We start from the raw sequence: 24973 nt of genomic DNA, 5'->3' as shown, positions 1-24973 counted from the left end.
AGACGAGGCTAGGCGGGGCGTGGACGCCCGGGATCAGAACCCGGCCTTGTCCACCGTCTCCTTGGTGAAGATCATCGGCTTGCCGTAGACGATCTCGCCATTCTCCCCGACCGTGTAGCTGCCGGCCTTGCCCGCCTCGAACGTGGCGCCCGGCTTGATCTCGAGCTTGCCGGCGAGCTTGAGGTGGGTCGCATAAGTCGCGACATAGCCGAGCTCGTAGGGGTTCCACAGGGCGAAGGCCTTCTCCGAGCCGTCGTCGAGATAGCTCTTGATCGCGGCGGGCAGGGCGAAGCCGGTCGCGAACACCTTGCCGGCATGGCCGCCGGCGACGATGGCGCGGGCCGCCGCCGGCGCGCTGACCGCCGAGGACGAGATGATCACCTTGAGGTTGGGGTGGGCCTGGATCAGGTTGTTGGCGACGTCGTAGCTCTTGGCGTCGTCGTCGCCGGCATACTGGGTGTCGACCACCTTGAAGACCTTGTACTTGTCCTCGCTCAGCGTCAGCTGCGTCATGATCTTCATGTGCGCGGTGTGGTTCGGCGAGGTCGGCGAGGCCGCGATGAAGGCGATCTCGCCGCCCGCCGGCGCGTCCATCAGCGCGCAGTCGAGCATGGTGCGGGCTGCCTGCTCGTAGGAGAGCTGGTTGACGAACATGTCGCGGGCGTCCTGCGCCGCGTCGGCGTCGAAGGTGGTGACGGTGATGCCGCGCTTGCGTGCCTGCTTGAGCACCGGCGCGACCGCGTTGAGGTCGATGGCGGCGAGGATGATGCCGTCCGGCTTCTGGGTCAGGAAGTTCTCCAGCGTCTCCACCTGCAGGGAGACGTCGGCATGGTCGGCGCCGGCATAGACGAAGCTGTCGCCGAGCTCGTCTGCCGCCGCCTTGCCGCCCTTGGCCGCGGCCTCGAAATACGGAAAGCCGGTCCATTTCGGCGTCATCATCAGCTTGAAGCCGGAGTCCTTGGCCAGAGCCGGCGCCCCCAGAGCGGAGCCGGCGAGCACGGCACCGCCCATCAGGGCGAGGGTTTCACGTCTTGTCCTCATCTCGTTCCTCCTGTTTGCCATGTTCTTGTCGTGCGGCGGATTGGCTCCGCTCCTGGTTATGGGCCGGTCGATCGCGCCGGCTTGGTCCGCGGTCCGGAGCCGGGCCGCGGCGAAAGGAGGAGCCGCGCATGCCAGAGCAACCGGGTCGCCACCGGCCGGAGCACGCCGAGCACCAGCAGCGTGCCGAGCACCACGGTCTGGATCGGGCCGGCGATGTTGGCGAGCCCGAGCCCGTTGCGCAGCGTGCCGAGCAGCAGGAGCGCCAGCAGCATGCCGAGCACCGTGCCCTTGCCGCCGTTGATGTCGACGCCGGCCAGCACGACGGCGGTGACGACGAACAGGATCAGGCCGTCGGCATTGTCGCCGCGGGCCGAGCCGTACTGGCCGATCCAGACCAGGGCGGCGAGGCCGGCGAGCGCGCCGGCCAGGGCATAGGCCTGGATCTTCAGGCGGGTGACGCCGATGCCGGCGATCCGGGCCGCCTCGCGGTTGTTGCCGACGGCAAAGCAACGGCGCCCGAACACGGTGCGGTGCATCAGCACGCCGATGCCGAGCGTCACCAGGGTGAACAGCACCAGCGCGACCGGCACGAGCTCGAAGAACAGCTCGGACCCCACATAGAGGTAGGAATCGTCGAAATCGGTGTAGCCGATCTCCGAGCCGATGATGAAGGCGAGCCCGCGATAGGCGCCCATCGTGCCGAGCGTCACCGCCAGGGACGGCAGGCCGAAGCGGGCGACCAGCAGCCCGTTGAAGGCGCCGAGCAGCGCGCCGACGAGGACGACGGCCGGCGCGGCCAGCCAGACCGGCACGCCGAAGGCCGAGCATTTGGCGAGGAGCACGGCGCCGACCGCCAGCGTCGAGGCCAGCGAGATGTCGATCTCGCCGGTGACCACCACCACCATCAGCCCGAGCGCCAGCAGGCCGGGGATCAGGAACTGGCGGCTGGAATAGAGGATCTGGTCGAAGCTGAGATAATAGGGCGACAGCAGCGAGGACCAGGTGCCCGCGACCAGGATCATGATCACCAGGAATGCTTCCCAGGCGCTCGGACGCCAGAGGCGGCTGACGTGTTCGGGCGCCGTCATGCCAGCCTCCCGCCGAAGCGCCGGCGGCGCAGGCTGCGCCGGATCTGCGCGCCGATGACCACGTCGACCGCGACGGCGAGCACGATGGCCGAGCCCTGCACGAACATGCGCCAGAACTCCGGGATGCCGAGCAGGACGAGCCCGTTGTCAATGGTGGCGAGCACGACGGCGCCGAGCGCCGCCCCGATCACCGAGCCGGAGCCGCCGGCGACGCTGACGCCGCCGAGCACGGCGGCGGCCAGCGAGGTCAGCTCCCATCCCGAGGCGAGGACGACCGTGACCGTGCCGACGCGGGCGGCATAGAGCAGGCCGGCAAAGCCGCACATCACGCCGGCCAGGATATAGGCGAACAGCACCACCCGCTCGGTCCGGAGGCCGTAGAACAGGCTCGCCAGCGGGTTGGAGCCGACCGCGTAGATGCGCCGTCCCAGCGGGACGAAGCGCAGGAACAGCGCCAGCAGGCCGACCACCACGATCGCCACCACCACCAGCGAGGAGAGCCCGGCGATGCGCGCATCGACCGCCTCCAGCATCCAGCGCGGCAGCTTGCTGGAGGTGATCTCCTGGCCGTTTGCGTAGATGTAGGTGAAGCCGCGATAGAGCGACATGGTGCCGAGCGTGGCGATCAGCGGCGAGACCTCCGCATAGGCGACGATCAGGCCGTTGATCAGGCCGAGGAGGCCGCCGAGCGCCAGGGCGATCAGCACGATCTCGACGCCGCCGGCGGGATGATGGGCGGCGTAGTCGGCGGTGAGATAGGCGGCGAAGCCCATGATCGAGCCGACCGAGACGTCGAGGTTGCGCGTCAGCAGCACCACCGACTGGGCGGCCGCGACGATGGCGAGGATGGCGGCGTTGGCGGCGATCACCCCGAGGTTCTGCCAGCTCAGGAACTGCTGCGTCAGGAGCGAGAAGGCGAGGCCGAGCAGCAGGAGGAACACGATCACGCCGCTGAGGCGCAGGCGCAGCGCCAGGTCGGCGATGCTGCGGCGGGGTGCCGCCTCAGGCGAGGGCATGGGCCGCCTCCCCGCTCCGCGTCGCCGCCCGCATCACCGCCTCCTGGGTCGCGCCCTCGCCGTCGAGCTCCGCCACGATCCGGCCCTCGGCGACGACGAGGATGCGGTCGCTCATCGCCAGCACCTCCGGCAGGTCGGAGGAGATCATGAGCACGGCCAGGCCCGAGGCGGCGAGCTGGTGGATGATCTGGTGGATCTGCGCCTTGCTGCCGACGTCGACGCCATGGGTCGGCTCGTCCAGCAGCATCGCCGCCGGGCTGGTCGCCAGCCAGCGGGCGAAGGCGACCTTCTGCCGGTTGCCGCCCGACAGCGCCGAGACGATCTGCTCGATGCCGGTGGTGCGCACCTTGTAGGTGGCGACCGCCTCCTCGGCGATGCGCTCCTGGCGCCGACGGGCGAGGAAGCCGAAGCGGGCGAGGCGCCCGGCGATCGGCAGGGTGACGTTGTCGCCGACGCTCTCGGCCATGATCAGCCCCTGCCCGTCCCGATCCTCCGGCAGATAGGCGACGCCGAGGCCGAGCATGCGCTCGGGACTGGACGGCACCACCGCGCGACCCTTGACCAGCACCCGCCCGGCGGTCGGCGGCGTCATGCCGAACACGGCCTGGGCGATCTCGGACCGGCCGGCGCCGACCAGCCCGGCCATGCCGACGATCTCGCCGGCCCGGAGCGTGAAGGAGACGTCGGCGAAGCTGCCGGCGAGGCCGAGGCCCTCGACCCGCAGCACCTCCTCGCCCTTGGGCGCGGCCCGGCTGCGGGCGAACAGCGTCTCGACGCTGCGCCCGACCATCAGGCCGACGATGCCGGCCCGGTCGAGCGCCCGCGCCGGCCGCGTCGCCACGTGCCGCCCGTCGCGCAGCACGGTGACGTCGTCGGCGATGGCCTCGACCTCCTCCAGGCGATGGGTGATCAAGAGGATCGACTTGCCGGCGGCGCGCAGCGTGCGAACGATGGAGAACAGCTTCTCGGCCTCGGCCGGGGTCAGCGGCGAGGTCGGCTCGTCGAGGATCAGCAGCTTGACGTCGGTGGAGAGCGCGCGGGCGATCTCGACGAATTGTAGCTCCGCCATGGAGAGCGCCGCCACCAGCGAGCGCGGATCGAGATCGACGCCGAGGCGGGCGAGCGCCTGGCGCGCCCCGCGGACCATGGCGGCGCGGTCGACCGTGCCGATGGCGGTCTTCGGAAAATTGCCGATGAAGATGTTCTCGGCGACGTCCAGGTGCGGGAACAGCTTCGGGTCCTGGTAGACCGCCGAGACGCCGCCGGCCCGCGCCTCGATCGGCGAAGGGAATGCCGCCGGCCGCCCCTCCAGCAGCACCTCGCCCTCGTCGGCGGCGACGATGCCGGTGATGATCTTGACCAGGGTCGACTTGCCGGCACCGTTCTCGCCGACCAGGGCGTGGACGCGGCCCGGCACGATGTCGAAGCTGATGTCGGAGAGGACTCGCGTCGGCCCATAGGACTTGCCGATGCCGCGAATGCGCAGCGTCGGCACGGCGTCGGGTTGCGGCTCGGCCATGGCGAAGCTCCCTGCCGGCTCACGCCGCCCCGTCGCCGACAATGGCCATCTGCGCGCGAGGATCGCAGCCCATTTCGCGTTTCCTGACCCTGAATCCGGCGTCTTTGCGCCATTGACTAGCTATGCGCCGGCTTGACTAGCTACGCACAGCAGGGATGCGGCGTCAAGCGCGGCGGGCGAGCAAAGGGCGACGGCGACCGATCCGCTCACCCCGGCGCGGCTGCGTCGATCACGCGCATCTGCACCCGCTCGCGGCCGCCCCAGCGGTCGATGCCGAGGGTGCCGACGATGTGGACCGGGCTGCCGCGCCGGCGCATCAGGGCTTCGCCGAGCGGCTGGCCGAGGGCGCGGAAGGCGACGGCGTCGAGCACGGCCCCGTCGGCGGCCTTGAGGCGCAGGCGCAGATGCGCGCCGCCGGCCTCCTGGGCCAGCGCCACCACGTGCGAGGACAGGGCGAAGACCGGCTCCGGGTTGCCCTGGCCGAAGGGGCCGGCCCGCTCCACCGTCTCGATCAGCTCGGGCGTCGCGCCGGAGGCGGAGAGCGCGCCGTCGATCTCCAGCGCCGCCGCGGCCTTGGCCGCGGTCACCGCCACGGCGAGGTGCTCTTCCAGGAAGGCGCGGAAGCGGCCGAGATCGGCGCGCGCCAGCGTCACGCCGGCAGCCATGGCGTGGCCGCCGCCCTTGACCAGCAGGCCGGCCGCCAGGGCTGCCTGCACCGCCCGCCCGAGATCGACCCCCGCGATCGAGCGGCCGGAGCCGGCGCCGACGCCGTCGCGGCCGAAGGCGATGGCGAAGGCGGGGCGGCCGTAGCGCTCCTTCAGGCGCGCGGCGATCAGGCCGACCACGCCGGGATGCCAGCTCTCCGAGGCCGTGACCACCGCGGCCCCCTGCCCTTCGCGGCCGAGCCCCGCCTCGGCCTCGGCCAGCGCCTCCTCCAGCATGGCGCCCTCGATGGTCTGGCGCTCGCGGTTGAGGCGGTCGAGCGTCGCGGCGATCGCCGCCGCCTCGGCCTCGTCCTCGGTCAGGAGCAGGCGGGCGCCGAGGGCGGCGTCGCCAATGCGCCCGCCGGCATTGATGCGCGGCCCGAGGAGGTAGCCGAGATGGTAGGGCAGCGGCGGGCCGTCGAGCCGGGCCACGTCCATCAGCGCCCTGAGACCCGGCCGGGCGCGCCGGCGCAGCGTGGCCAGGCCCCGCACGACATAGGCGCGGTTGAGACCGCGTAGCGGCACCACGTCGGCCACGGTGCCGAGGGCGACGAGGTCGAGCATGGCGACGAGGTCCGGCTCCGGCCGCTCCGGCGACCAGAAGCCCAGCCGGCGCAGGCTCCGGTTGGCCGCGACCAGCAACAGGAAGACCACGCCGCAGGCGGCGAGGTGCCCCTGCCCGGAGAGGTCGTCGAGCCGGTTGGGGTTGACTACCGCCACCGCCTCGGGAAGGAGCTCGCCGGCCTGGTGATGGTCGATCACCAGCGTGTCGAAGCCGATGCGGCGCGCCTCCGCCAGCGTCTCCAGGCTGGTCGTGCCGCAGTCGACGGTGACCAGCAGGTCCGCGCCCTCGGCCCGCAAGCCGCGGATGGCGTCGACATTGGGGCCGTAGCCCTCGAAGATCCGGTCGGGAATGTGGATCTTCGGCGTGATGCCGACCTGGCGCAGCCAGCCGGCCAGCAGGGCCGAGGAGGTGGCGCCGTCGACGTCGTAATCGCCGAAGATCGCCACGCGCTGGCGCTCCGTCACGGCGCGCGCCAGCCGCTCCGTCGCCGCGTCCATGCCGGTGAGGGTGGAGGGATCGGGCATCCAGCGCCGGATCGAGGTATCGAGGAAGGCCTCCGCCTGGTCGGCCGAGACACCGCGGCCGGCGAGGATGCGCCCGAGCAGCTCCGGCGCCCCGAGCCGCTGGGCGATGGCGACGGCCTGGGCCGCCGCCGCGCCACCGAGCCTGTCGCGCCAGGCCTTGCCGGTGAAGGAGGACTCGACCCCGAGGAAGGCGCGCCGCGCCGGCGTGTCAAGCATGGGATGCAGCTCCCATGGGAGAGGGGCGGCCTGCCGCGACGGGCGCACGACGCGCGCTACGGGCAGGAAGCGGTGCAAAACGGGGCGCAACCCAAAGCCTTCCCCACGCAGCTGGGGAAGGTGGCCCGACGAAGTCGGGTCGGATGGGGTGTGGCGGGCAGGACCCGTCGCTTGCAAGACCTGCACGGACGTCCATGCAAGCCGAATACCGGGCGAGCCCTGCGGACCGCACCCCATCCGTCAATCCTTCGGATCGACACCTTCCCCAGCTTCGTGGGGAAGGCTTTCGCGCGCTATGGTGCTCTCGGCGCCTCATCCCGCATCCGGACGGCCCTATCTCGGCGCCTGCGCAGCCCACGGTGAGGATTCGATCGCTGCCCGTCATGCACGCCTCATAGCGCAAAGCGGCTCTTGACGTCTCGGCCGTTTCCTGGGAGATCACAGCCATGATCGCGACCCGGCCCCTCAACAGCTATTACCGCCTGTCCTCATAGGAGCGGCAGGGATCGATCACGTCGAAACAATGCCGCCGCCGGGCGGCATTTTCGTTTTGCGAAATCCCCCATGCGGCGCGCACCAGCCCCATGGACCCCCGATGTTCACGCAGACCCTCCTCGATGATGAAGCGCCCGCCCTGGCGCCGCCACCAGCGCGGCCCGGCCTCGGCCTGATCGGCGCCGGCGCCTTCGGCACCTTCTGCATCGCCCATCTCGCCCCCCATTTCCGCCTGCGCCTCAGCGATCCCAGGCCCGACCTGCCGGCCCTTGCGGCGCGCCACGGCGTCGAGGCGGCGGACCTCGCCGCGGCGGCGGCCGAGCCCGTGGTGGTGCTGGCGGTGCCGCAGCCCCGGCTCGAGGCGGTGGCGCGCGCCATCGCGCCGCATCTCGCGCCCGGCAGCCTGGTCATCGACGTCTGCTCGATCAAGCAGAAGCCGCTCGCGACGTTGCTCGAACACCTGCCGGACCATGTCGACGTGGTCGGCACCCATCCGCTGTTCGGACCGCGCAGCGGCGCCGGTGGCATTGCCGGGCTGCGCGTCGCGGTCTGCGCCGGGCGCGGGCGCAGCACCGGCCGGGTCGCCCGCTTCCTCGAGCGCAAGCTCGGCCTCGCCGTGCTCAGCACCACGGCGGCGGAGCACGACCGGCAGATGGCCTATGTCCAGGGCCTCACCCACCTCCTGGCGCGCATCGTCCTCGCCATGGACGTGCCCGAGCTCGCCCAGACCACGACGGCCTTCGAGCACCTCACGCGCATGGTCGAGGTGGTGCGCAGCGATTCCGAAGAGCTGTTCCGCACCATCACGGCGGAGAACCCGTTCGTGGACGAGGTCAAGGCCCGCCTGCTGGAGGCGACGCGGGCCCTGGCGACGCCCCTCAGTCCAGGTTGAACTTCGACATCTGGCGGTGCTCGCCGTGGATGCGGCGCACCGTGCCGTTGAGCGAGCGATAGATGATGGTCTCGGTGGTGATGACGTTGCCGCGGAACTTCACGCCCTGCAGCAGCGAGCCGTCGGTGACGCCGGTGGCCGAGACGATGACGTCGCCGGAGGCGAGCTCCTCCATGCGGTATTTCTTGGTGGGGTCGGTGACGCCCATGTGGAAGGCGCGCTCGCGCTTGGCCTCGGTGTCGAGGATCAGCCGGCCCTGCATCTGGCCGCCGACGCAGCGCAGCGCCGCCGCCGCCAGCACGCCTTCCGGAGCGCCGCCGCTGCCGAGATAGATGTCGATGCCGGTCTCGAGCGGATTGGTGGTGAAGATCACGCCGGCGACGTCGCCGTCGGTGATGATGCGGATGGAGGCGCCGACCTTGCGGATCGCCTCGATGATGCCGGCATGGCGCGGCCGGTCGAGCACCAGCGCGGTCAATTCGCGCGGCTTGACGCCCTTGGCCCTGGCCAGAGCGTTGAGATTCTCCTCCACGCCGGCGTCGAGGTCGACCACGCCGTCGGGATAGCCCGGCCCGATGGCGATCTTGTCCATGTAGACGTCGGGGGCGTTGAGCAGCGAGCCGGCGGAGGCCATGGCCATCACGGCGATCGAGCCCGGCATGTCCTTGGCGCACAGCGTCGTTCCTTCCAAGGGGTCGACGGCGATGTCGACCTTGGGGCCGGTGCCGTTGCCGACCTTCTCGCCGATGAACAGCATCGGCGCCTCGTCGCGCTCGCCTTCGCCGATGACGATGGTGCCGTCGATCGGCATCTTGTTCAATTCGCGCCGCATGGCGTCGACGGCCGCCTTGTCGGCGCCCTTCTCGTCGCCATGCCCGCGCAGCAGGGCCGAGGCCACCGCCGCGCGCTCGGTGACGCGCACCAGCTCCAGCGAGAGGATGCGCTCGATGACGTCTTTCGGCTTGACCTGAATGATGTCCGACATGGGCCTCCCCTCTGCAAACGGTCTATTCGCGCTCGATGCGAATGGTCTGCGGCGTCTCGGCGATGTAGCCGTCGCTCATCATCGCCTCGAGCGCCGCACGGATGGCCGCCTCGGTGGTGGCGTAGGTGATCAGGATCACCGGCACCGAGCCCGCCACCTTGGCCGGGTCGTCGCCGCCGTGGACGCGGCCCTTGCGGCGCTGCACGATCGATTCCAGCGAGATCGCGCGCTCGGCCATGCGCGTGGCGATGGCCGCGGCCGCGCCGGGCCGGTCGACCACGGAGAGGCGCACGTAATAGCCGCCCTTGTGGGCCTGCATCGGCGCGCGCGCCGGCTTGGCCAGCTCGGCGGCAGGCACGCCGAAGGGCGCCGGGCGGAAGCCGCGGGCGATGTCGGTGATGTCGCCGACCACGGCCGAGGCGGTCGCCTCGCCGCCGGCGCCCGGGCCGACCAGCGTCAGCTCCTGCACCGCGTCGGCGTCGATGGCCACGGCATTGGTGACGCCGTTGACCTGAGCGATCGGCGCCGATTTCGGCACCATGGTCGGGTGGACGCGCTGCTCCACGCCTGCCTCGGTGCGCGTGGCGACGCCGAGCAGCTTGATGCGGTAGCCGAGCTCGTCCGCCGCGGCGAGGTCGGCCGGGGTGATCTGGGTGATGCCTTCCACATGGATCGCCTCGGCGTCGATCTCGGTGCCGAAGGCGAGGCTGGTGAGGATGGCGAGCTTGTGGGCGGTGTCGAAGCCACCGACGTCGAAGGTCGGATCCGCTTCGGCGTAGCCCAGGCGCTGGGCGTCCTTCAGGCATGCCTCGAAGCTCAGGCCCTCCGCCTCCATGCGGCTGAGGATATAGTTGCAGGTGCCGTTGAGGATGCCGTAGACGCGCTCGATCGTGTTGCCGAGCAGGCCCTCGCGCAGCGTCTTGACGATCGGCACGCCGCCGGCGACCGCGGCCTCGAAATTCAGGGCGACGCCGGCCTTCTCGGCACGGCGGGCGAGGTCGACGCCGTGGCGGGCGAGCAGGGCCTTGTTGGCGGTGACCACCGGCTTGCCGGCATCGAGCGCCGCCGTGACCGCCTCGCGCGCCGGCCCCTCCTCGCCGCCGATCAGCTCGACGAAGACGTCGATGCCGGGGTCGCGCGCCAGCGCCACCGGATCGTCGAACCAGCGCAGGCGCTCCAGGGGCAGGCCGCGGTCGCGGCCGCGCGAGCGGGCGGAGACGGCCTGGACGGTGATCGCCCGGCCGCAGGCGGCGGAGAGAGCATTGGCGCGCCGGTCGATCAGCCGCACCACGGAGGCGCCGACCGTGCCGAGACCCGCGACGCCGATTTTGAGGGGAGCCTGCATGGGAGTTCCGATTGGGAGTGAGCGCCGTTGTGCAACGGCGAGGGCGCAGGATCAAGCGCCGCACGCGCAACCGCGGCATGCGGAAGCGGGGAATGGGTGGGCAGACGCCGGATGGAACGCAAATGCCCTACCCAAGCCATCGGATGAGGCGGTGCTCCGTTCTACCCTTCCTGCGCGCGTGGATGGCCGGGTCAAGCCCGGCCATGACGGAACCCTGGCGGCAAGGGCTGAGACGGCCGCACCACCCGCAGCGTCATGGCCGGGCTTGACCCGGCCATCCCGACGAAATCGTTCGATTTCGTAGCGAACACCACGGGCGACTGTCTTGGCGCAGACCACCGGCCCCAGTCGACGGCCCCGCGCTTCGTGCTGTCACAACCCAACCCTCACGCCGACTTCTGCAGCGGCACGACGTTGTGCAGGGTCTGGTCGGCGCTGTCGAAGAACTTGCGGATGTTGCGGGCGGCCTGGCGGATGCGTTGCTCGTTCTCGACGAAGGCGATGCGGACATAGCCGTCGCCGTGCTCGCCGAAGCCGACGCCGGGCGCGACGGCGACGGAGGCCTTCTCGACCAGCAGCTTGGAGAACTCCACCGAGCCGAGCGGCTGGAACTTCTCCGGGATCGGCGCCCAGGCGAACATCGAGGCCGCCGGCGCCGGCACCTTCCAGCCGGCCTTGCCGAAGCTTTCCACCAGCGTGTCGCGGCGCTTGCGATAGGTCTCGCGCATCTCGACGATGCAGTCTTCCGGCCCGTTCAGCGCCGCGGCCGCCGCCACCTGGATCGGCGTGAAGGCGCCGTAGTCGAGATAGGACTTGACCCGCGCCAGGGCCGCGCAGAGGCGCTCGTTGCCGACGGCGAAGCCCATGCGCCAGCCGGCCATGGAGAAGGTCTTGGACAGCGTGGTGAACTCCACCGTCACGTCCATGGCGCCGGGCACCTGCAGCACCGAGGGCGTCGGCACGCCGTCGAAATAGATCTCGGAATAGGCAAGGTCGGAGAGGATGAAGATCTCGTTGGCTTTCGCGAAGGCGACGAGGTCCTTGTAGAAATCGAGGCTGGCCACCAGCGCCGTCGGGTTGGCGGGATAGGACACCACCACGGCGATAGGCTTGGGGATCGAGTGCTTCATGGCGCGCTCGGTCCAGCGGAAGAAGTCGGCGTTCGGCTCGGCCGGCACCGAGCGGATGACGCCGCCCGCCATCAGGAAGCCGAAGGCGTGGATGGGATAGGACGGGTTCGGGCACAGCACCACGTCGCCCGGCGCGGTGATGGCGGTCGCCATGTTGGCGAAGCCCTCCTTGGAGCCGAGCGTCGCCACCACCTGGGTGTCCGGGTTCAGCTTCACGCCGAAGCGGCGGGCATAATAGTTGGCCTGGGCCCGGCGCAGGCCGGGAATGCCCTTGGAGGCGGAATAGCGGTTGGTGCGCGGCTTCTGGGCCGTCTCGATCAGCTTGTCGATGATGAACTTCGGCGTCGGCAGGTCCGGATTGCCCATGCCGAGGTCGATGATGTCGTCGCCCTGCGCCCGTGCCGCTGCCTTCACCCGGTTCACCTGCTCGAAGACGTAGGGCGGCAGACGGCGGGTGGAATAGAAGTCGGACATGGCTCGGGTTCCGGTTGGAGGCCTCACGATGAGGGCAGCCCTTGTAGCACTATTCGTGACCAAACGAAGCCGCCGCGATGGCAAATCGCCGCGCTTTTGCAGCAGGCGACGCGGTCAAGGCGCGGCGGCAACTATTCCCCTCCCCCTTGCGGTAGAGGGCAAGGAGTGGGGGGCGTAGAGAACGCGGCGGACAGCCTGCAACGGGCGCTCCCGCCCCCTCACGTCTGCGGCGTCTGCTCCGGCTTCGGTTTCTTCTTCTTCCACTGCTTCGGCGTGCTGGCCGCGTCCCGCGCGATGGCGGACTTGTCCTGGTGGTTCTTGAGGTCGTCCTCCAGCGCCTTGCGCTCGGGCACGCTCAGCACCTTGTCCTGGCGCGCCGGCGGGATGGCGCCGACGGAGGGATAGTCCGGCGGCACGGCCCCCCGCGAGTCCACCACGAAGGGCTGCGGCGACGGCAGCGGCCCATGCCGCAGGCCGAACATGGTCTCGTCGGGCCCGCCCGTGGTCTCGCAGCCGGCCAGCGCCAGGGCGGCCAGCAGGATCGGAAGGGTCGGGAAGGCTCTGCCCGGCATCGTCGCCTCGCTGTAATGACGCAGCGCTTATACGACTGGCGGATGCCCGCCGACAGTGGTTTAAAGCCGTGAGCCGGATCGATCCCCAGAACGCGACGCGTCAAGCCCAAGGCCGCATGGACAAGGACAGGAAACCGCCCGAGGACCCCTTCACCTTCGCCGGCGGCGATATCGAAGCGCTCTCGCGCAACATCGCCCGCGCCATCGAGGAGGGCGGCAAGGCGATGGCGGCCTATCTGCGCCCGCGCGAGGACGGGCGGGTGAAGACCGGCCTTACCGACGAGATCGCCGACGCGGTCAAGACCTTCGGCCATCTCGCCGAATACTGGATGAAGGACCCGCAGCGCGCCGTGGAGGCGCAGTCGCGCCTCGCCTCCGGCTTCATGGAGCTGTGGGCCTCCTCGCTCAAGCGCATGGCCGGCGAGCCGGCCGCGCCCGCGGCCGCGCCGGACCCGCGCGACCCGCGCTTCAAGGCGCCGGAATGGAGCGAGAACCAGTTCTTCGACGTGATCAAGCAGGCCTATCTCATCACCACGCGCTGGGCCGACAAGCTGGTGAAGGACGCCGAGGGCCTGGAGCCGCACATGAAGCACAAGGCGGACTTCTATGTCCGCCAGCTCTCGGCCGCGCTCTCGCCCTCCAACTTCATCGCCACCAACCCGGAGCTGATCCGGCAGACCCTGGCCGAGAACGGCGAGAACCTGGTGCGCGGGCTGCACATGCTGGCCGAGGACATCGCCGCCGGCCAGGGCGACCTCAAGCTGCGCCAGTCCGACGCCTCCAAGTTCGAGGTCGGCGTCAACCTGGCGCTCACCCCGGGCAAGGTTGTGTTCCGCAACCAGACCATGGAGCTCCTGCAATACGCGCCGGCCACCGAGACGGTCTACCAGCGCCCGCTGCTGATCTGCCCGCCCTGGATCAACAAGTTCTACATCCTCGATCTCAACCCGGAGAAGAGCTTCATCCGCTGGTGCGTCGAGCAGGGGCTCACCGTCTTCGTCATCTCCTGGGTCAATCCCGGCCCGGAGCAGCGCCGCAAGGGCTTTGCCGAATATATGCGCGAGGGCCCGCTCGCGGCCCTGGACGAGATCCGCAAGATCACCGGCGAGACCGACGTCAGCGCCATCGGCTATTGCGTCGGCGGCACCCTGCTCTCGGTGACGCTGGGCTGGATGGCGGCGCAAGGCGACCGGCGCATCGCCTCGGCGACGCTGTTCGCCACCCAGGTCGACTTCACCCATGCCGGCGACCTGAAGGTGTTCGTCGACGAGGAGCAGATCCAGGCGGTGGAGCGCAAGATGGCCGAGCACGGCTATCTCGCCGGCTCGAAGATGGCCGCCGCCTTCAACATGCTGCGCAGCCAGGACCTGATCTGGCCCTACGTGGTCAACAATTATGTGCGCGGCAAGCAGCCCTTCCCCTTCGACCTGCTCTACTGGAATTCCGATTCCACCCGCATGCCCGAGGCGAACCACTCCTTCTATCTCCGCTACTGCTACCTGGAGAACCGCCTCAGCCGGGGCCGCATGGAGATCGACGGCGCGCCCGTGGACCTGAAGAAGGTGACGATCCCGATCTACAACCTGGCGACGCGCGAGGACCATATCGCCCCGCCCAAGTCGGTTTTCGTCGGCTCCGCCGCCTTCGGCGGCCCGGTGCGCTATGTCCTGACCGGCTCGGGCCACATCGCCGGGGTGATCAACCCACCGGCCAAGGGCAAGTACCAGTACTGGCTCGGCGGCCCGCCCGAGGGCGCCTACGAGGACTGGCTCGCCGGCGCACAGGAGCATCCCGGCTCCTGGTGGCCGGACTGGCTCGCCTGGCTGACCGCGCAGGCGCCCGAGCGCATCGCGGCGGCGAAGCGCAAGCCCGGCGGCCGGAGGAAGCCGCTGGGCGAGGCGCCCGGCAGCTATGTGAAGATCAAGGCCTGAGGCCCTGCCGGGCGCGTCGCCGCCGCGCCCACCACACCGCCGCCCGCCGGCGCCAGCGCCGCACCACCGGCACGTCGACCGAGAGAATCAGCAGCCCGAGCGGCACCATCCAGAAGCCGAGAATCGGCAGGAAGCCGAGCAGGCCGCCGGCGACGAACAGCCCGCCGACCAGCAGCCGCAGCGCCCGCGACCGCGGCAGGTGGACATGCCGCTCGCCGAATCGGATCCTCGGCCTGTGCATCCCCCGCCAGCCCTTCCCTCGCCTGCCCCGTGCCATTCCCGCACGAGAAATGCGGCTCTGTCGTGGAAAGTTCACGCCCTCTCCGCGAAGCCTGCAAGGCGGCGCTAACGATGCCCGGAGGCGCTCCGCGGTTTCTCGCCGCGGCCGGCGAAAGGCGCTTGGCAACGCGGAGCGATGTTGCTATAGCCGCGACCTCGCTGAGGCTTCGGCCACATTCCCTGATAGCTCAGCTGGTAGAGCGTTCGACTGTTAATCGAATGGTCGCAGGTTCGAGTCCTGCTCAGGGAGCCACCGTCTTTTATACGCTACGGCGCGCTGAAGCCGCCGAAACTACGGCAGGGATGGCCGGAACGAACCTGTGACTTGATTCACGACCCAGTCGCGGAGCGGAGGAGACCGGCCCGTCTCCGCAGGACAGGGCCATGCCCGTTTCAGGTCGTCTGTCCCCCGTCCACCGTCAGAATGGCGCCGGTGATATGCCGCGCCGAAGGGCTTGCCAGAAAGGCGACGGCGGCGGCGACGTCCTCCGGCGCGCCGTACCGCCCAAGCGGGCTCAGGCTGCGCTGGAAGTCGGAGAACTCACCGTTGGCGGGGTTCATGTCGGTGTCGGTCGAGCCCGGCTGGACCAGATTCACCGTGATATCGCGTGGTCCCAGTTCTTGGGCGAGTCCGCGCGTGAACGAGTGCAAGGCGGATTTGGTCATATAGTAGAACGTGCCGGGATGTCCGACGATACGCTCCGCACCGGCGGAACCGATCGTGACGATGCGCCCGCCCGCGGAAAGATAGGGAATGGCGGCCTGCGCCGCGAGCACGGGTCCACGCACGTTGACGTCGAGCATCGCGTCGATGGTCTCGACGCTGATCTCGGCCGTCGTGGCGTAGAGTGCGATCGCGGCATTGTTGACGACGATGTCGAGGCCGCCCAGCGCCTCGGCCGCTTCGTTGACGGAGCGCTTGACCGCCGCCGGATCGGCGCTGTCTGCTCGAATGGCGACGGCCTTGCGGCCCCTGCCCTCGATCGCCCGAACGACCTCGGCAGCACGTTCGGCGGATCTCTCATAGGTGAGCGCTACATCCGCGCCCTTTTCCGCGAGGGCGATCGCGATCGCCGCGCCAATGCCGCGTGACCCGCCCGTCACGAGCGCGCGCTTTCCAACCAGGTCCGTCATGGTAACACCATTTCTCTAGTGATCGATACAGAAAGGCTAGAGTCATTGCCGCCAGGGGTCAATGGGTTTATGTAGCGGTTGATGCAAAATTCTGGCCCGAGCTCCGATGCCGTCGCGACGACCGCGCCTGCGCGCGGGCGGCCGCGCGCGTTCGATCGGACCGCTGCGCTGGAGCAAGCGACCCGCCTGTTCTGGGCCAAGGGTTTCGAGGCGACGTCCATCGCCGACTTGACGCACGCGATGGGTATCGGTGCGCCCAGCCTCTATGCCGCCTTCCAATCGAAGGAAGCACTTTATGCTGAGGCGCTGCGCCACTATGCCGTGACCAACGAAGGATATGTTTGGGCCGGGTTTCACGCGGCTGGAACCGCGCGCGATGCCGTCCGGTCTTTCCTCGAGGATTCGGCCGCGGCGCTGACCGGCTGTGTCGCGGATATCCCCCGCGGCTGCATGGTGACGCTCTCGTCGGTCGGCAGCGAAGGTCACGCGGACTTGGGCGAGCTGGCCCGGTCGGCGCGCGCCGTCACCTTCGAACGGCTGTCGACCCGCCTCGACCGGGCGGTGGCGGAAGGCGAAATTCCGACCTCGACCGACCTCCACGCGCTCGCCCGCTTCGTGCAGACCGTTCAGAACGGCATGTCGATCCTCGCCCGCGACGGGGCAAGCCGCGCCGACCTGGAGGCGGTGGCGGATGTCGCCATGGCGGGATGGGACGTCCGGACCGCCGGGCCTGGGGATGGTGGCGGCTGATCCCTCCGGGATGGCCGATGGACGGCTATAATAGTCGCCACGGATTGCCAGCGTGCTTTCACACGATCTTTTCTTGTACGGCCTGACAGACAGTCCTGACGGTCGGTTGGAAGCCGAGGTTGCGGGCGAGCGAGCCATCGACATGAAGATGCCAAGGATCTGTCAGCGGTCGACACCTCGCACAATCCGCCGAGGTTCCAATCGCCGCCGGATGAACTTTCGGTAGTAGGTCAGTCACTTTGGAAGCTCTGGCGAACGTTCGACGGCAATCGGCGACTCAAAGTTCGCACCTTCATTCAGCTCAAGGGGCCAGCTATTTCAAGACGCCTCGCGGGCCACGGCCCGATCTCACGGCGACAGCGTCAGTCGGCATCGAGCACGAACACGTTCGTGGCCTCCGCCGCCTCCCGCAGCCCCTTGAAGCAGGGATGCCACAGCGTGCCGCCTCTGGTCCAGCCGCGGTGCTCGATCTCGGCGACCCGGAGCGGCTTTCACCGCGACGACATGCCGCCCCTCGATCCGGATCGCCGGCTTATGCTGCGGATCGGCTCCAGCGCCCGGTGCAGGGCCCATGCCGAGAGTTGAGCTGCCTCGATGGCGACGATACCGACGGGGAACAAGCGAGCGGCCTTGCCGGACGGCGAGCAGCAGGCTCTCGACCGCGCAGAGCTGAGCGCTCGACGGCTCGTAGCCGACGACGACGAAGCTGTCGTTCCGGCTGCCCAGTCGTCGTGCCGGCCGCTGCGATAGGGCCGATCTCGATGCCTGGCGACGATGCCGGCGAGCCCCTGCCCCGCAGGCCGTGCGCAGGAGCGCCTCACCATCCGCAGCAACCTCCTCGGACAAGCGAATCGCGCCCGTGACGCCGGCCGGCACCAACTCCTCCAGGATGTGCCGGCGCTCGGCCTGGGGCAAACGGCGGACGTCGTGGCCGTCAACATAGGGAAGGTCGAAGGCATAGAGGATCACCTCGCCGGCGGCGCGCGCCGCCGGGCCTGCCGAGCGCGCGCTGGAGCAGGCCAAGATCGAACCAGCCCTTGTCGTCGAGCGCCACAGCCTCGCCGTCGAGGATGAGCGTCGCCGGCCCGAGCGATCGGGCCGCCTCTGCAATGGTGGGAAAGCGATGGGTCCAGTCGTGTCCGCCGCGGGCCAGGATGCGGACGCCGGCCGGCTCGACATGCAGCGCCAGACGATAACTGTCCAACTCGACGTCACAGGCCTAATCTGGACCGGCTGGGACCTTCGGCGCAGGCAGCGCCAGGCAGGGCTCGACTCGCTCCGGCATCGGATCCAGCGCGAGTCCCGGCGGCGCTGGATCGACACACTGCGGCGCCGGGCGCCGAATCACATCAGCCAGCGGAAGACCATGCTCAGAAGCGTCTGGTCTCGGGCATGGGGTTATCGAGCGGGATTCTCGTTGAGATTGAGTGACTTGGACGGTGGACGATTACACAGTATTGCACGCCGAGTGCTAATTGGCGACGCTTGCCGAACTTGATGGATGATCGACGGAATCCACATCAACGACCGCGCTCTTTAAACTCCTTACGCTAATGTGCTGCAATGATCTCGATTCAGTCACTTTGGGCGCTTGTGAGCCAACTTGGCTTCGACCCCGCGGTACTTCTCACAAAAACTGGTGAGAAGGTCATTACGAACCTAAGTGGCAAAGTAGCCGCTGCGGTAGGCCAGCGCGTCACAGGGGCAGCCCAAGCGATCTTCTCGCACTGGACGAAGCGAATCAATGACAGTTTCCCGGAGTACTTACGTGAGCGACTCGACGAGATCGATGAGAATCGACGGCCGGCCATCATTGAGGCCGCCTTCGTCGAGTGGATTCAATCTCACACAAATGAAGCGGCCGAGCTGTCGCGCCTTCTCTTCAGACTCGTCTATCTCCGCGCTCTCATCGAATATTGTTCCGACCTCCCGATCGTCGGTGGAACAGACAGCCAGCTCAACCTCGATGAGGTATGGGTGCCGCAGGCCTTCCGAGCCGTTCGATCGGATCAACCCCAACAGCGCTATCCAGACGAACTCAGGTTCGAGTCGCTGTCGGACGCTATTGTGTCGTGTAGCGTTCCACTTGTGCTGATAGGCGATTCAGGCGCAGGCAAATCGATACAATTGCGGAAGTGGGTTCTAGATCAAGCTCGGTGGCAGTTGGAAATAACAGATTTCAATAAATTTCTAGCCGAACCGTTGCCAGTATACATCAAGGCAGAGGCGCTTGTGTGGGACAGGATGGACCTCACCGCGGCGATTACACGTGCGGTCTCGCAAGAAATGGCGATTCGCCTTCCATTCGAGGTTCCAACGTACTTTTTCGATTCACGACAGCCAGGCGCCCCTAAATCACTCTTCACCATTGTCGACGGAATCGATGAAATCTCCTTTGAGAGTCGGAATAATCTTCTTACAAAGCTCAAGAATCACGGAATATCTTTCAACATCATACTTGCGAGCCGATCGGCTCTCCGTTTACCTGGGTTCGCTTATGTCAAAATTGAAGAGCCGACGCCAGAACAGGCCGACGCGCTGATTGCCAAAATTACTTTAGGAACCCCTCATCATGAGCAGTTTGGCTCAAAAGGTTTACCTCGCAACCCGCTCGTTCTGACACTGTCCGCACTTATGAGGCGTCAAAAGATCTCGTCTCATGCAACGCTTTATCGAGAGTTCGTGATAGATCGGCTGGAGCGCAGCCGAGAATTATCGCTTCGCGAGATGCGGGTTGGATTTGAACTTCTACAAGCCTGCGCAAGCCTGGAATCCGACCTCGCTGGGCACGCAGAGCAGATCACGGCCGAACTTGGACTGCTACCGGACGGACTTATTGGGCTCGCCAGAAGCAGAAGAGCGAAGACGCTACTTCTATCAACGGGCATCGTGCGACAGGATGGCGAGCGGCTGACCTTCATCCACGAGAGTTTCCGCAGCTATCTCAGATCTGAAGCACTGGCGCGAGCACACCAGTCGCAGGTCGCGCCTTGGCGGTCTATCTCGCCGTTCCGAGAAGGGTGGGAGACAATCGCATTCGTTATCGAAATCTGGAGACGAGACGGTCAAGATACGACATCTGCTCTGGAAGATCTTCTAGTCTTCGGTGAACCTGGGCTTCGACTGATCGCACAGCTTGCAAGTCGCGACCAGAATCTTCCGATCAAGGTGATCGAGCTTGCTGTCGATAAATGGATGCACGGAAGCGAGGACGATTGGGATCCAGGTCATATCAATGGGCCTGTCCAACAACTTACGCTGATGGCATCTCACTATCAGTCTGCGCGCGTTTGTCTTCGTAGAATCGCTGGGGACGATTGGACTTATTCTGAAGACGCCGCATATGCGGCCCAGGGGCTGGCAACGGCTGGGCTTCAAAGCGAAGCACGGGCCTTTCTTATGTCGCTCAGTCGAAAGGCTAGCTCCTTTTGCGGAAGCCGCGTCCTAGCCGTCGCACTTCTCATAGAGATCGGCGCGAAGATTGAGGCTCGAGCGTGTGCGGCTGAGCTCGCCTCGGAGTGGCAGAGCAAACCGCCCGACATGGATCTGAGTTGGATGACGCTGGCTGAGGCTTTCCACAAGCTCGGCCAAGGGCAAGCTGCAGCCGATATTCTCAACCGCCTTGATCGCGAGTTAAGCAGCGAACTTGAACTCAGCGTACTCGCAGAAACATATCTGGCGATCGGCAAACCAAGAAAAGCGAAGGCGGCGGCGCGACGTGCTTTCGATACTATGGAATGGTCCCACAACGCAGAGCGGGGCTACGATTATGATGCGACCCAGATGGCGGCACTGCTAGATCGTGTCAATGCCTGCCGAGAGGCCGCATTTGTTCGCACCGGCTTGAAAAAACTCAAAGATCTTGCGAACAAGGCCCTGCTGCCGGACGTTACCAATCGCCGGCGAAGCGCGACGGATCGGATTGGAAGCGCGCTTGAGCTTCTCAAGCGGCACGATGACTTTGGACTGACGGAGCTTCAGGCCCTACTCAGCGATGCAGCAGCACCTCGCTACGAGCGTTTCAGCACCGTCCCGCACCTGCTCGCCTCTCCTTTGCGCGGAGTTGTGGTCTCAACGTTAAAGCGCATCGCCATTGATGAACCCTGGTATCGTGTTTCATGCGGGAGAGCCCTCGTGCTCGGTGGTGAGCCGGAAGAGGGTTGTGCAATCCTTAGTCAAGTGGCATTCGAGCCGGCCGAGTCGGCTGGCGAGCGAGCGGAGGCAATCGGACAACTTACCCAGTCAGGCCGCATAGATCTCGCAATTGCTGCATTTCGGCGATTACGACACTCAGGTGATCTGACTAATCGCTGTCTAGAGCAAATTTCGAAGGTATTTGCTCACACATCCGCTTGGGACGAGTTTCTCGATCATTGCGGCGACCTCCTGTCGAGCAACGATCACGCTTTGCGGATAGCATCTCTGAGTACTCTCCTACAGGCGAAGAGAGTTCAAACCGCTTCAAAGCGTGGCGAGAATCTGCTTCGACATATCATTCTCAATCGAGAGCTTTCGCCGGACCTGCGTATAAAAGCGGTCCAACAGTTGAATGAAATGGAAAGCCGAACGGCGTTCGATCTGGCCTTCGACATTACGATTTCTCCGGAAGAGACAGTGGAAGCCGGCATCAAGGCGATGGAGTTCTTGAGCTATCATGATCAGTTCCAGGCAATGGATGGCGGCCACGATGTCGTGTGGGACAAAAAGTTGTCTCCAGATCAGTTCATCGAGGCGGCTCACGCATTCCTAGAGATGATGCGCCATCGCGGCGACACGACCTACGAGCCTCTAGCCGATGGGATCTGCGGTGCGATGATCAAGGCTCTTCAAGAGATTGCGGCAGACAGAGCTCAACCGATCGAGCGCCGTTTCGCCGCAGCGGGCTTGAAGGATCTCGGCGATGCCAGCGACTATTTGCACGACCCGTTCTGGCCCGGAGTGGACGCGATCTGTGAGGACGAGGCGACACCCGTCCGGCTGCGCTGGCCTGCGATCCGTTACGCTCTTCGCAAAGATCCAACGCGAATCGAACATTGGCGGACTTTGCTCGACAGCGAAGAGTTCAGTCATATCCAGGCCGCATACCTTCACTTAGCTACTGATTCGCGCGATGGAGCCACCAAACGCTTCCATCTTGCTCTCGCTGAGGAAAAAGACCTGTGCATACGCGTACGGATCTGGAAAGAACTTGGGCTTCTGGTCGAAGGGCCGTTTGCCGGCCGCCAGGCGGCGAGCGCTCTCTCCGAAGCCCTGAGTTCGGGTCAGGTCAAGGAGCTTGAATCCGAGCTGCTCAAGGACCTATTGCTGTTGAGCAAGGCCTCTCTTCCAGTCGCAGATTTCATTAACCTCATGAAGGAAGTCGTGAACCACCAAGGCTTTAGTACCTACGACATTGAGCCGATCGCTAGAACTCTCATTGAATATGGCGCAACAAAGTTTACCATCACAGTTTTGGATACTCGAAAAATATCCCTGCAAAAGCAAATCAAAAATGATCGATTAGCGATAAATGAACTTTTATATCTACATAAACTTCAAGAACAAATAGTCGGCCAAGATGAAGCCGCAAGAACATTGAAAGAAATCTGTTCAAGCACGCAGCTTGACATCTCTCAACGAGCCTTCGCTTGTCGCACTCTGTCCCAGTTTGGCAGGACAGGCGATGCTCGTGCTCGCCTACGAAGACTTTCGACCAGGGCCACAACCTGTACCGACTTACTAGCCATTGGTCGAGCCGCTATCGACATTCATGATTGGTCGCTGGCGCGGCGTACTTTTCTTGCTATGGCAAAATCCGCGTCAAATACGCCCCGCGAGCGTATCGACTGTGCCAAAGGATTGGCGAGCGTTGGGCTCAAGGAGAATGCAAGAATCCTACTCTCATCGATCGATCTGATCGCCGAAAATCTGGTTTGGCCAGACGGTATTGAAGCCTTGGCCGCCTGCGGCCAGGCAAAACGTGCGATTACAATCTGCCGTAACTACATTGAACGCGCGGGAACAAGCGCTCTGGATAAGATGGAGGCACTCGGTAGCCTCGGAGACGCGGTCTCGAAGGAGGCGGCGCGAGATCTCATTATACGCTTGGCATCCGAGGACAATTGTGACGTCAGTGCGTGTGCCAGGGGGGCGGAGTTGCTCCATAATATAGGGTTTGGAGCAGAAGCGCGCTCAATCCTATTCCGATTAGCCTCTCGACCGACGCCCGATGTTTATGACGCGCTTTGTATTGCGGATGCTCTTCTTCTCTGCGACCTACCGTTCGCAGCCGAAGAGTTCCTAGCATCGATCCCCCCAGAGTTGCTTGATAGCGAAGAGCGACAGCGATTCATGGAACTTCAATCTCAAGCCAAGCTCGCGCACCTTGAGTGAGTCAGCATCAAGCTCCGCCTCAGCAGCACCGCCCTCTATTTCGTCGAAGATGGCCTGGCTGTCGACACATCATAGATCTCCGATTACACTGGCCTCATTGCCCTCAAATGGCTGGGAATCAGCTCCCCCGCATCCAGCGCGTTCTGCCGCCCGCGGGCGCTGGCCAGCCGCGCGAGCGCCATCTCCTCCCCCACGATATCCGCGAGCCGCTGCCGCGCCGGCCCCTCCAGCGCCTCCACCTCCCGGCGGTTCGACGCTTGCAGGAGGTGGCGGCGGTCGGCCACCAAGACGGCCGCGAAGCCCGCATCCCGCATCGCGGCGGCCGCCTCGGCCGGCGTGGTGAAGGCGAAGGTGAGCGGGCCCTTGGAAACCCAGGCCTGGACGACCGGGCTGGTCGCCGCGCCTTCGGCCCAGAGCCAGTCCGCGGCAATGAAGGCGCCGCCGGGCTTCAGCACCCGCAGCACCTCGCGGTAGAGCGCCGCCTTGTCGGGGATGTGCACCATCGCGTCCTTCGAGAAGACCACGTCGAAGCTGGCGTCCGGGAACGGCAGCGGCCCCGGCTCGACCAGCTGGAATGCCACCCGGTCGGAAAGGCCCCTCTCGGCGATGAGGGATCGCGCGGCCTCGATCAGCGGCGCCTCCACGTCGATGCCGAGGACCGCGGCGGCGCCGTGCCGGGAGACGAGAAGGGCGTCGACCCCGCCCAGGCCGGCGCCGATGTCGAGCACGCGGCAGCCCGACAGGTCGTGGCCGCGCAACATGTCCTCGACCTCTTCCGGGCCGCCGGGCGACAGGAACCCGTCGCCCCACATGAACTGCAGCGCCTTGGTGAAGGCCTCGCTGTACTGCATGGATCCTCCCCGCGAGCGGCGGCCGCCTCGTTCCGATACGGGAGCCTAGCACGGCCGGCTCGCCATGGACGCGGGTGCATGGGAGCACGAGGCTTGAGGGACCCGGGAGACGCCCTTCGGCCAGCGTCGCGAACCAACCTGATAGACCTCCACCCCGCAAGGAGGAGGGGATCGGTCGGCGTCGCGGGCGCGGGTTGGCCCGCCTCATCTCGATATGATCTCGATATATCTTGACTTCCGATATATCGAGACTTATATCGTGACCCATGCGGCAGGGACACGACCCCTTCCCCGATCCCGACGACCCCGGTCGCCCTCACGGCCGTCACCGCGGACGCCTCTTCGACTATGGCGAGCTGCGCCTCCTCCTGCTGGCGATGATCGCCGAGCGGCCGCGGCACGGCTACGAGCTGATCAAGGCGATCGAGGAGCGCTTCGGCGGCAGCTATGTGCCGAGCCCGGGGGTGATCTACCCCACCCTCGCCTGGCTCGACGACATGGGCTACGCCGCCCTCGAAGCCGAGGCGGCCGGCCGCAGGCTGTGCCGCATCACGGCCGAGGGCGAGGCCTTCCTCGTCGCCAACCGGGCGGCGGCCGATGCCCTGCTCGCCCGCGCCGGCCCCGGCGAGGTGCCGGCGCCGGTGCTGCGGGCGATGGAGAACCTGAAATTCGCGCTGCGTCTGCGCCTGCGGCAGGGTCCGCTCGACGAGACGGCAGCCGATGCGATCGCCGCGGCGCTCGATGTCGCGGCCCGAGCCGTGGAGAAAAGCCGATGACCGACACCCCTTCCGCCCTGCGCAGCGCCGCGGACGTCGCCACGCCCAACGCCTCGCGCCACCTGCAGCAGCTCTGCAAGCATTTCGGGCACCGGCGCCCGGTCACCTTCGACGAGCACGCCGGCCGCATCGGCTTCGAGATCGGCGACTGCGACCTTGCGGCCGCCGACGGCGTGCTCCACATCGCGCTCGCCTCTCCGGGCGAGGAGCAGATGGCGCAGCTCCAGGACGTGGTGGCGCGCCATCTCCTGCGCTTCGCCTTCCGCGAGGAGCTGCAGATCGACTGGCGGCCGGCCTGAGACGGCGCAATCGCG

The 24973-nt window shown here is 66.7% G+C and carries 19 protein-coding genes and 1 tRNA gene; 7 read left to right on the top strand and 13 right to left on the bottom strand.

The genetic code is table 11. The features are described from left to right. Nucleotides 1-33 precede the first annotated feature (33 nt). The 5 genes from QO011_RS08365 to recJ all read right to left on the bottom strand — a co-directional run bounded on the left by QO011_RS08365 (nucleotide 34) and on the right by recJ (nucleotide 6673). Nucleotides 34-1041, bottom strand: a complete 1008-nt coding sequence (locus tag QO011_RS08365; protein ID WP_307270204.1) for a substrate-binding domain-containing protein — start codon at nucleotides 1039-1041, stop codon at nucleotides 34-36. 56 nt (nucleotides 1042-1097) lie between these two features. Further along, nucleotides 1098-2129 (bottom strand): ABC transporter permease, encoded by a 1032-nt coding sequence (locus QO011_RS08360; protein WP_307270202.1) that lies wholly within the window; start codon nucleotides 2127-2129, stop codon nucleotides 1098-1100. Beyond that, nucleotides 2126-3145 (bottom strand): ABC transporter permease, encoded by a 1020-nt coding sequence (locus QO011_RS08355; RefSeq protein WP_307270199.1) that lies wholly within the window; start codon nucleotides 3143-3145, stop codon nucleotides 2126-2128. Before QO011_RS08355 ends, QO011_RS08360 begins: the two co-directional genes overlap by 4 nt. Next, the gene (locus QO011_RS08350) at nucleotides 3132-4664 is read right to left on the bottom strand and encodes a sugar ABC transporter ATP-binding protein (RefSeq protein ID WP_307270197.1); all 1533 of its coding nucleotides are present in this window, start codon (nucleotides 4662-4664) and stop codon (nucleotides 3132-3134) included. Before QO011_RS08350 ends, QO011_RS08355 begins: the two co-directional genes overlap by 14 nt. A 206-nt stretch (nucleotides 4665-4870) precedes the next feature. Continuing rightward, nucleotides 4871-6673 carry a single-stranded-DNA-specific exonuclease RecJ gene (recJ, locus tag QO011_RS08345; protein ID WP_307270195.1) on the bottom strand — a complete coding sequence of 601 codons (1803 nt, stop codon included), beginning with the start codon at nucleotides 6671-6673 and terminating at the stop codon, nucleotides 4871-4873. Between the two features lie 595 nt (nucleotides 6674-7268). Here recJ and QO011_RS08340 point away from each other — a divergent pair. Next, nucleotides 7269-8060, top strand: a complete 792-nt coding sequence (locus QO011_RS08340) for a prephenate dehydrogenase/arogenate dehydrogenase family protein (RefSeq protein WP_307270192.1) — start codon at nucleotides 7269-7271, stop codon at nucleotides 8058-8060. On the opposite strand, the gene glpX is transcribed toward QO011_RS08340, so the two are convergent. The 4 genes from glpX to QO011_RS08320 all read right to left on the bottom strand — a co-directional run bounded on the left by glpX (nucleotide 8047) and on the right by QO011_RS08320 (nucleotide 12566). After that, on the bottom strand, nucleotides 8047-9045 hold the full coding sequence (gene glpX, locus QO011_RS08335; RefSeq protein ID WP_307270190.1) for a class II fructose-bisphosphatase: 999 nt from the start codon (nucleotides 9043-9045) through the stop codon (nucleotides 8047-8049). The two genes, QO011_RS08340 and glpX, sit on opposite strands and share 14 nt — an antisense overlap. A 22-nt stretch (nucleotides 9046-9067) precedes the next feature. Then, the gene (locus tag QO011_RS08330) at nucleotides 9068-10390 is read right to left on the bottom strand and encodes a homoserine dehydrogenase (RefSeq protein ID WP_307270188.1); all 1323 of its coding nucleotides are present in this window, start codon (nucleotides 10388-10390) and stop codon (nucleotides 9068-9070) included. Between the two features lie 386 nt (nucleotides 10391-10776). Further along, nucleotides 10777-11994, bottom strand: a complete 1218-nt coding sequence (locus QO011_RS08325) for an LL-diaminopimelate aminotransferase (protein WP_307270185.1) — start codon at nucleotides 11992-11994, stop codon at nucleotides 10777-10779. Nucleotides 11995-12212: 218 nt separating this feature from the next. Beyond that, nucleotides 12213-12566, bottom strand: coding sequence for a hypothetical protein (locus QO011_RS08320; protein ID WP_307270183.1), 354 nt, complete (start codon nucleotides 12564-12566; stop codon nucleotides 12213-12215). Nucleotides 12567-12682: 116 nt separating this feature from the next. Between QO011_RS08320 and QO011_RS08315 the strand changes: the two genes are divergently transcribed. Further along, the gene (locus QO011_RS08315) at nucleotides 12683-14497 is read left to right on the top strand and encodes a PHA/PHB synthase family protein (protein WP_307270181.1); all 1815 of its coding nucleotides are present in this window, start codon (nucleotides 12683-12685) and stop codon (nucleotides 14495-14497) included. Here the strand turns inward: QO011_RS08315 and QO011_RS08310 are convergent. Next, a complete protein-coding gene (locus QO011_RS08310; RefSeq protein WP_307270178.1) occupies nucleotides 14487-14738 on the bottom strand; it encodes a hypothetical protein in 252 nt (83 codons plus the stop codon). The two genes, QO011_RS08315 and QO011_RS08310, sit on opposite strands and share 11 nt — an antisense overlap. A gap of 215 nt (nucleotides 14739-14953) precedes the next feature. Here QO011_RS08310 and QO011_RS08305 point away from each other — a divergent pair. After that, nucleotides 14954-15029 (top strand) — tRNA-Asn (locus QO011_RS08305). Between the two features lie 140 nt (nucleotides 15030-15169). On the opposite strand, the gene QO011_RS08300 is transcribed toward QO011_RS08305, so the two are convergent. Then, nucleotides 15170-15910 carry an SDR family NAD(P)-dependent oxidoreductase gene (locus tag QO011_RS08300; RefSeq protein ID WP_307270175.1) on the bottom strand — a complete coding sequence of 247 codons (741 nt, stop codon included), beginning with the start codon at nucleotides 15908-15910 and terminating at the stop codon, nucleotides 15170-15172. Between the two features lie 81 nt (nucleotides 15911-15991). Between QO011_RS08300 and QO011_RS08295 the strand changes: the two genes are divergently transcribed. Further along, nucleotides 15992-16660: a TetR/AcrR family transcriptional regulator gene (locus QO011_RS08295; protein WP_307270172.1), complete on the top strand. Its 669-nt coding sequence runs from the start codon at nucleotides 15992-15994 to the stop codon at nucleotides 16658-16660. 934 nt (nucleotides 16661-17594) lie between these two features. Here QO011_RS08295 and QO011_RS08290 read toward each other — a convergent pair. Next, the gene (locus QO011_RS08290) at nucleotides 17595-17864 is read right to left on the bottom strand and encodes an ATP-dependent DNA ligase (RefSeq protein WP_307270170.1); all 270 of its coding nucleotides are present in this window, start codon (nucleotides 17862-17864) and stop codon (nucleotides 17595-17597) included. Between the two features lie 359 nt (nucleotides 17865-18223). Here QO011_RS08290 and QO011_RS08285 point away from each other — a divergent pair, with 359 nt between their 5' ends. After that, complete coding sequence (locus tag QO011_RS08285; protein ID WP_307270168.1) at nucleotides 18224-23032, top strand: NACHT domain-containing protein; 4809 nt, start codon at nucleotides 18224-18226, stop codon at nucleotides 23030-23032. An 83-nt stretch (nucleotides 23033-23115) separates the two neighbouring features. Here the strand turns inward: QO011_RS08285 and QO011_RS08280 are convergent, their stop codons facing one another. Then, nucleotides 23116-23883 (bottom strand): class I SAM-dependent methyltransferase, encoded by a 768-nt coding sequence (locus QO011_RS08280; protein ID WP_307270165.1) that lies wholly within the window; start codon nucleotides 23881-23883, stop codon nucleotides 23116-23118. Between the two features lie 266 nt (nucleotides 23884-24149). Between QO011_RS08280 and QO011_RS08275 the strand changes: the two genes are divergently transcribed. Both QO011_RS08275 and QO011_RS08270 read left to right on the top strand, forming a co-directional pair. Then, entirely contained in the window at nucleotides 24150-24659 is a 510-nt protein-coding gene (locus QO011_RS08275) for a PadR family transcriptional regulator (RefSeq protein WP_307270163.1), read from the top strand. After that, nucleotides 24656-24958, top strand: coding sequence for a DUF2218 domain-containing protein (locus tag QO011_RS08270; protein ID WP_307270161.1), 303 nt, complete (start codon nucleotides 24656-24658; stop codon nucleotides 24956-24958). The genes QO011_RS08275 and QO011_RS08270 overlap by 4 nt, the downstream gene beginning before the upstream one ends. The last annotated feature ends 15 nt before the right edge of the window (nucleotides 24959-24973 follow it).

It is taken from the genome of Labrys wisconsinensis (genome assembly GCF_030814995.1).
GTDB lineage: Bacteria > Pseudomonadota > Alphaproteobacteria > Rhizobiales > Labraceae > Labrys > Labrys wisconsinensis.
This window is presented reverse-complemented; position numbering and strand designations above follow the sequence as displayed.

Bases quoted from the DNA above. Each gene is read 5' to 3' on its own strand.
- QO011_RS08365 (WP_307270204.1), bottom strand. From the start codon at position 1,041: ATGAGGACAAGACGTGAAACCCTCGCCCTGATGGGCGGTGCCGTGCTC.
- QO011_RS08360 (WP_307270202.1), bottom strand. From the start codon at position 2,129: ATGACGGCGCCCGAACACGTCAGCCGCCTCTGGCGTCCGAGCGCCTGG.
- QO011_RS08355 (WP_307270199.1), bottom strand. From the start codon at position 3,145: ATGCCCTCGCCTGAGGCGGCACCCCGCCGCAGCATCGCCGACCTGGCG.
- QO011_RS08350 (WP_307270197.1), bottom strand. From the start codon at position 4,664: ATGGCCGAGCCGCAACCCGACGCCGTGCCGACGCTGCGCATTCGCGGC.
- recJ (WP_307270195.1), bottom strand. From the start codon at position 6,673: ATGCTTGACACGCCGGCGCGGCGCGCCTTCCTCGGGGTCGAGTCCTCC.
- QO011_RS08340 (WP_307270192.1), top strand. From the start codon at position 7,269: ATGTTCACGCAGACCCTCCTCGATGATGAAGCGCCCGCCCTGGCGCCG.
- glpX (WP_307270190.1), bottom strand. From the start codon at position 9,045: ATGTCGGACATCATTCAGGTCAAGCCGAAAGACGTCATCGAGCGCATC.
- QO011_RS08330 (WP_307270188.1), bottom strand. From the start codon at position 10,390: ATGCAGGCTCCCCTCAAAATCGGCGTCGCGGGTCTCGGCACGGTCGGC.
- QO011_RS08325 (WP_307270185.1), bottom strand. From the start codon at position 11,994: ATGTCCGACTTCTATTCCACCCGCCGTCTGCCGCCCTACGTCTTCGAG.
- QO011_RS08320 (WP_307270183.1), bottom strand. From the start codon at position 12,566: ATGCCGGGCAGAGCCTTCCCGACCCTTCCGATCCTGCTGGCCGCCCTG.
- QO011_RS08315 (WP_307270181.1), top strand. From the start codon at position 12,683: ATGGACAAGGACAGGAAACCGCCCGAGGACCCCTTCACCTTCGCCGGC.
- QO011_RS08310 (WP_307270178.1), bottom strand. From the start codon at position 14,738: ATGCACAGGCCGAGGATCCGATTCGGCGAGCGGCATGTCCACCTGCCG.
- QO011_RS08300 (WP_307270175.1), bottom strand. From the start codon at position 15,910: ATGACGGACCTGGTTGGAAAGCGCGCGCTCGTGACGGGCGGGTCACGC.
- QO011_RS08295 (WP_307270172.1), top strand. From the start codon at position 15,992: ATGCAAAATTCTGGCCCGAGCTCCGATGCCGTCGCGACGACCGCGCCT.
- QO011_RS08285 (WP_307270168.1), top strand. From the start codon at position 18,224: ATGATCTCGATTCAGTCACTTTGGGCGCTTGTGAGCCAACTTGGCTTC.
- QO011_RS08280 (WP_307270165.1), bottom strand. From the start codon at position 23,883: ATGCAGTACAGCGAGGCCTTCACCAAGGCGCTGCAGTTCATGTGGGGC.
- QO011_RS08275 (WP_307270163.1), top strand. From the start codon at position 24,150: ATGCGGCAGGGACACGACCCCTTCCCCGATCCCGACGACCCCGGTCGC.
- QO011_RS08270 (WP_307270161.1), top strand. From the start codon at position 24,656: ATGACCGACACCCCTTCCGCCCTGCGCAGCGCCGCGGACGTCGCCACG.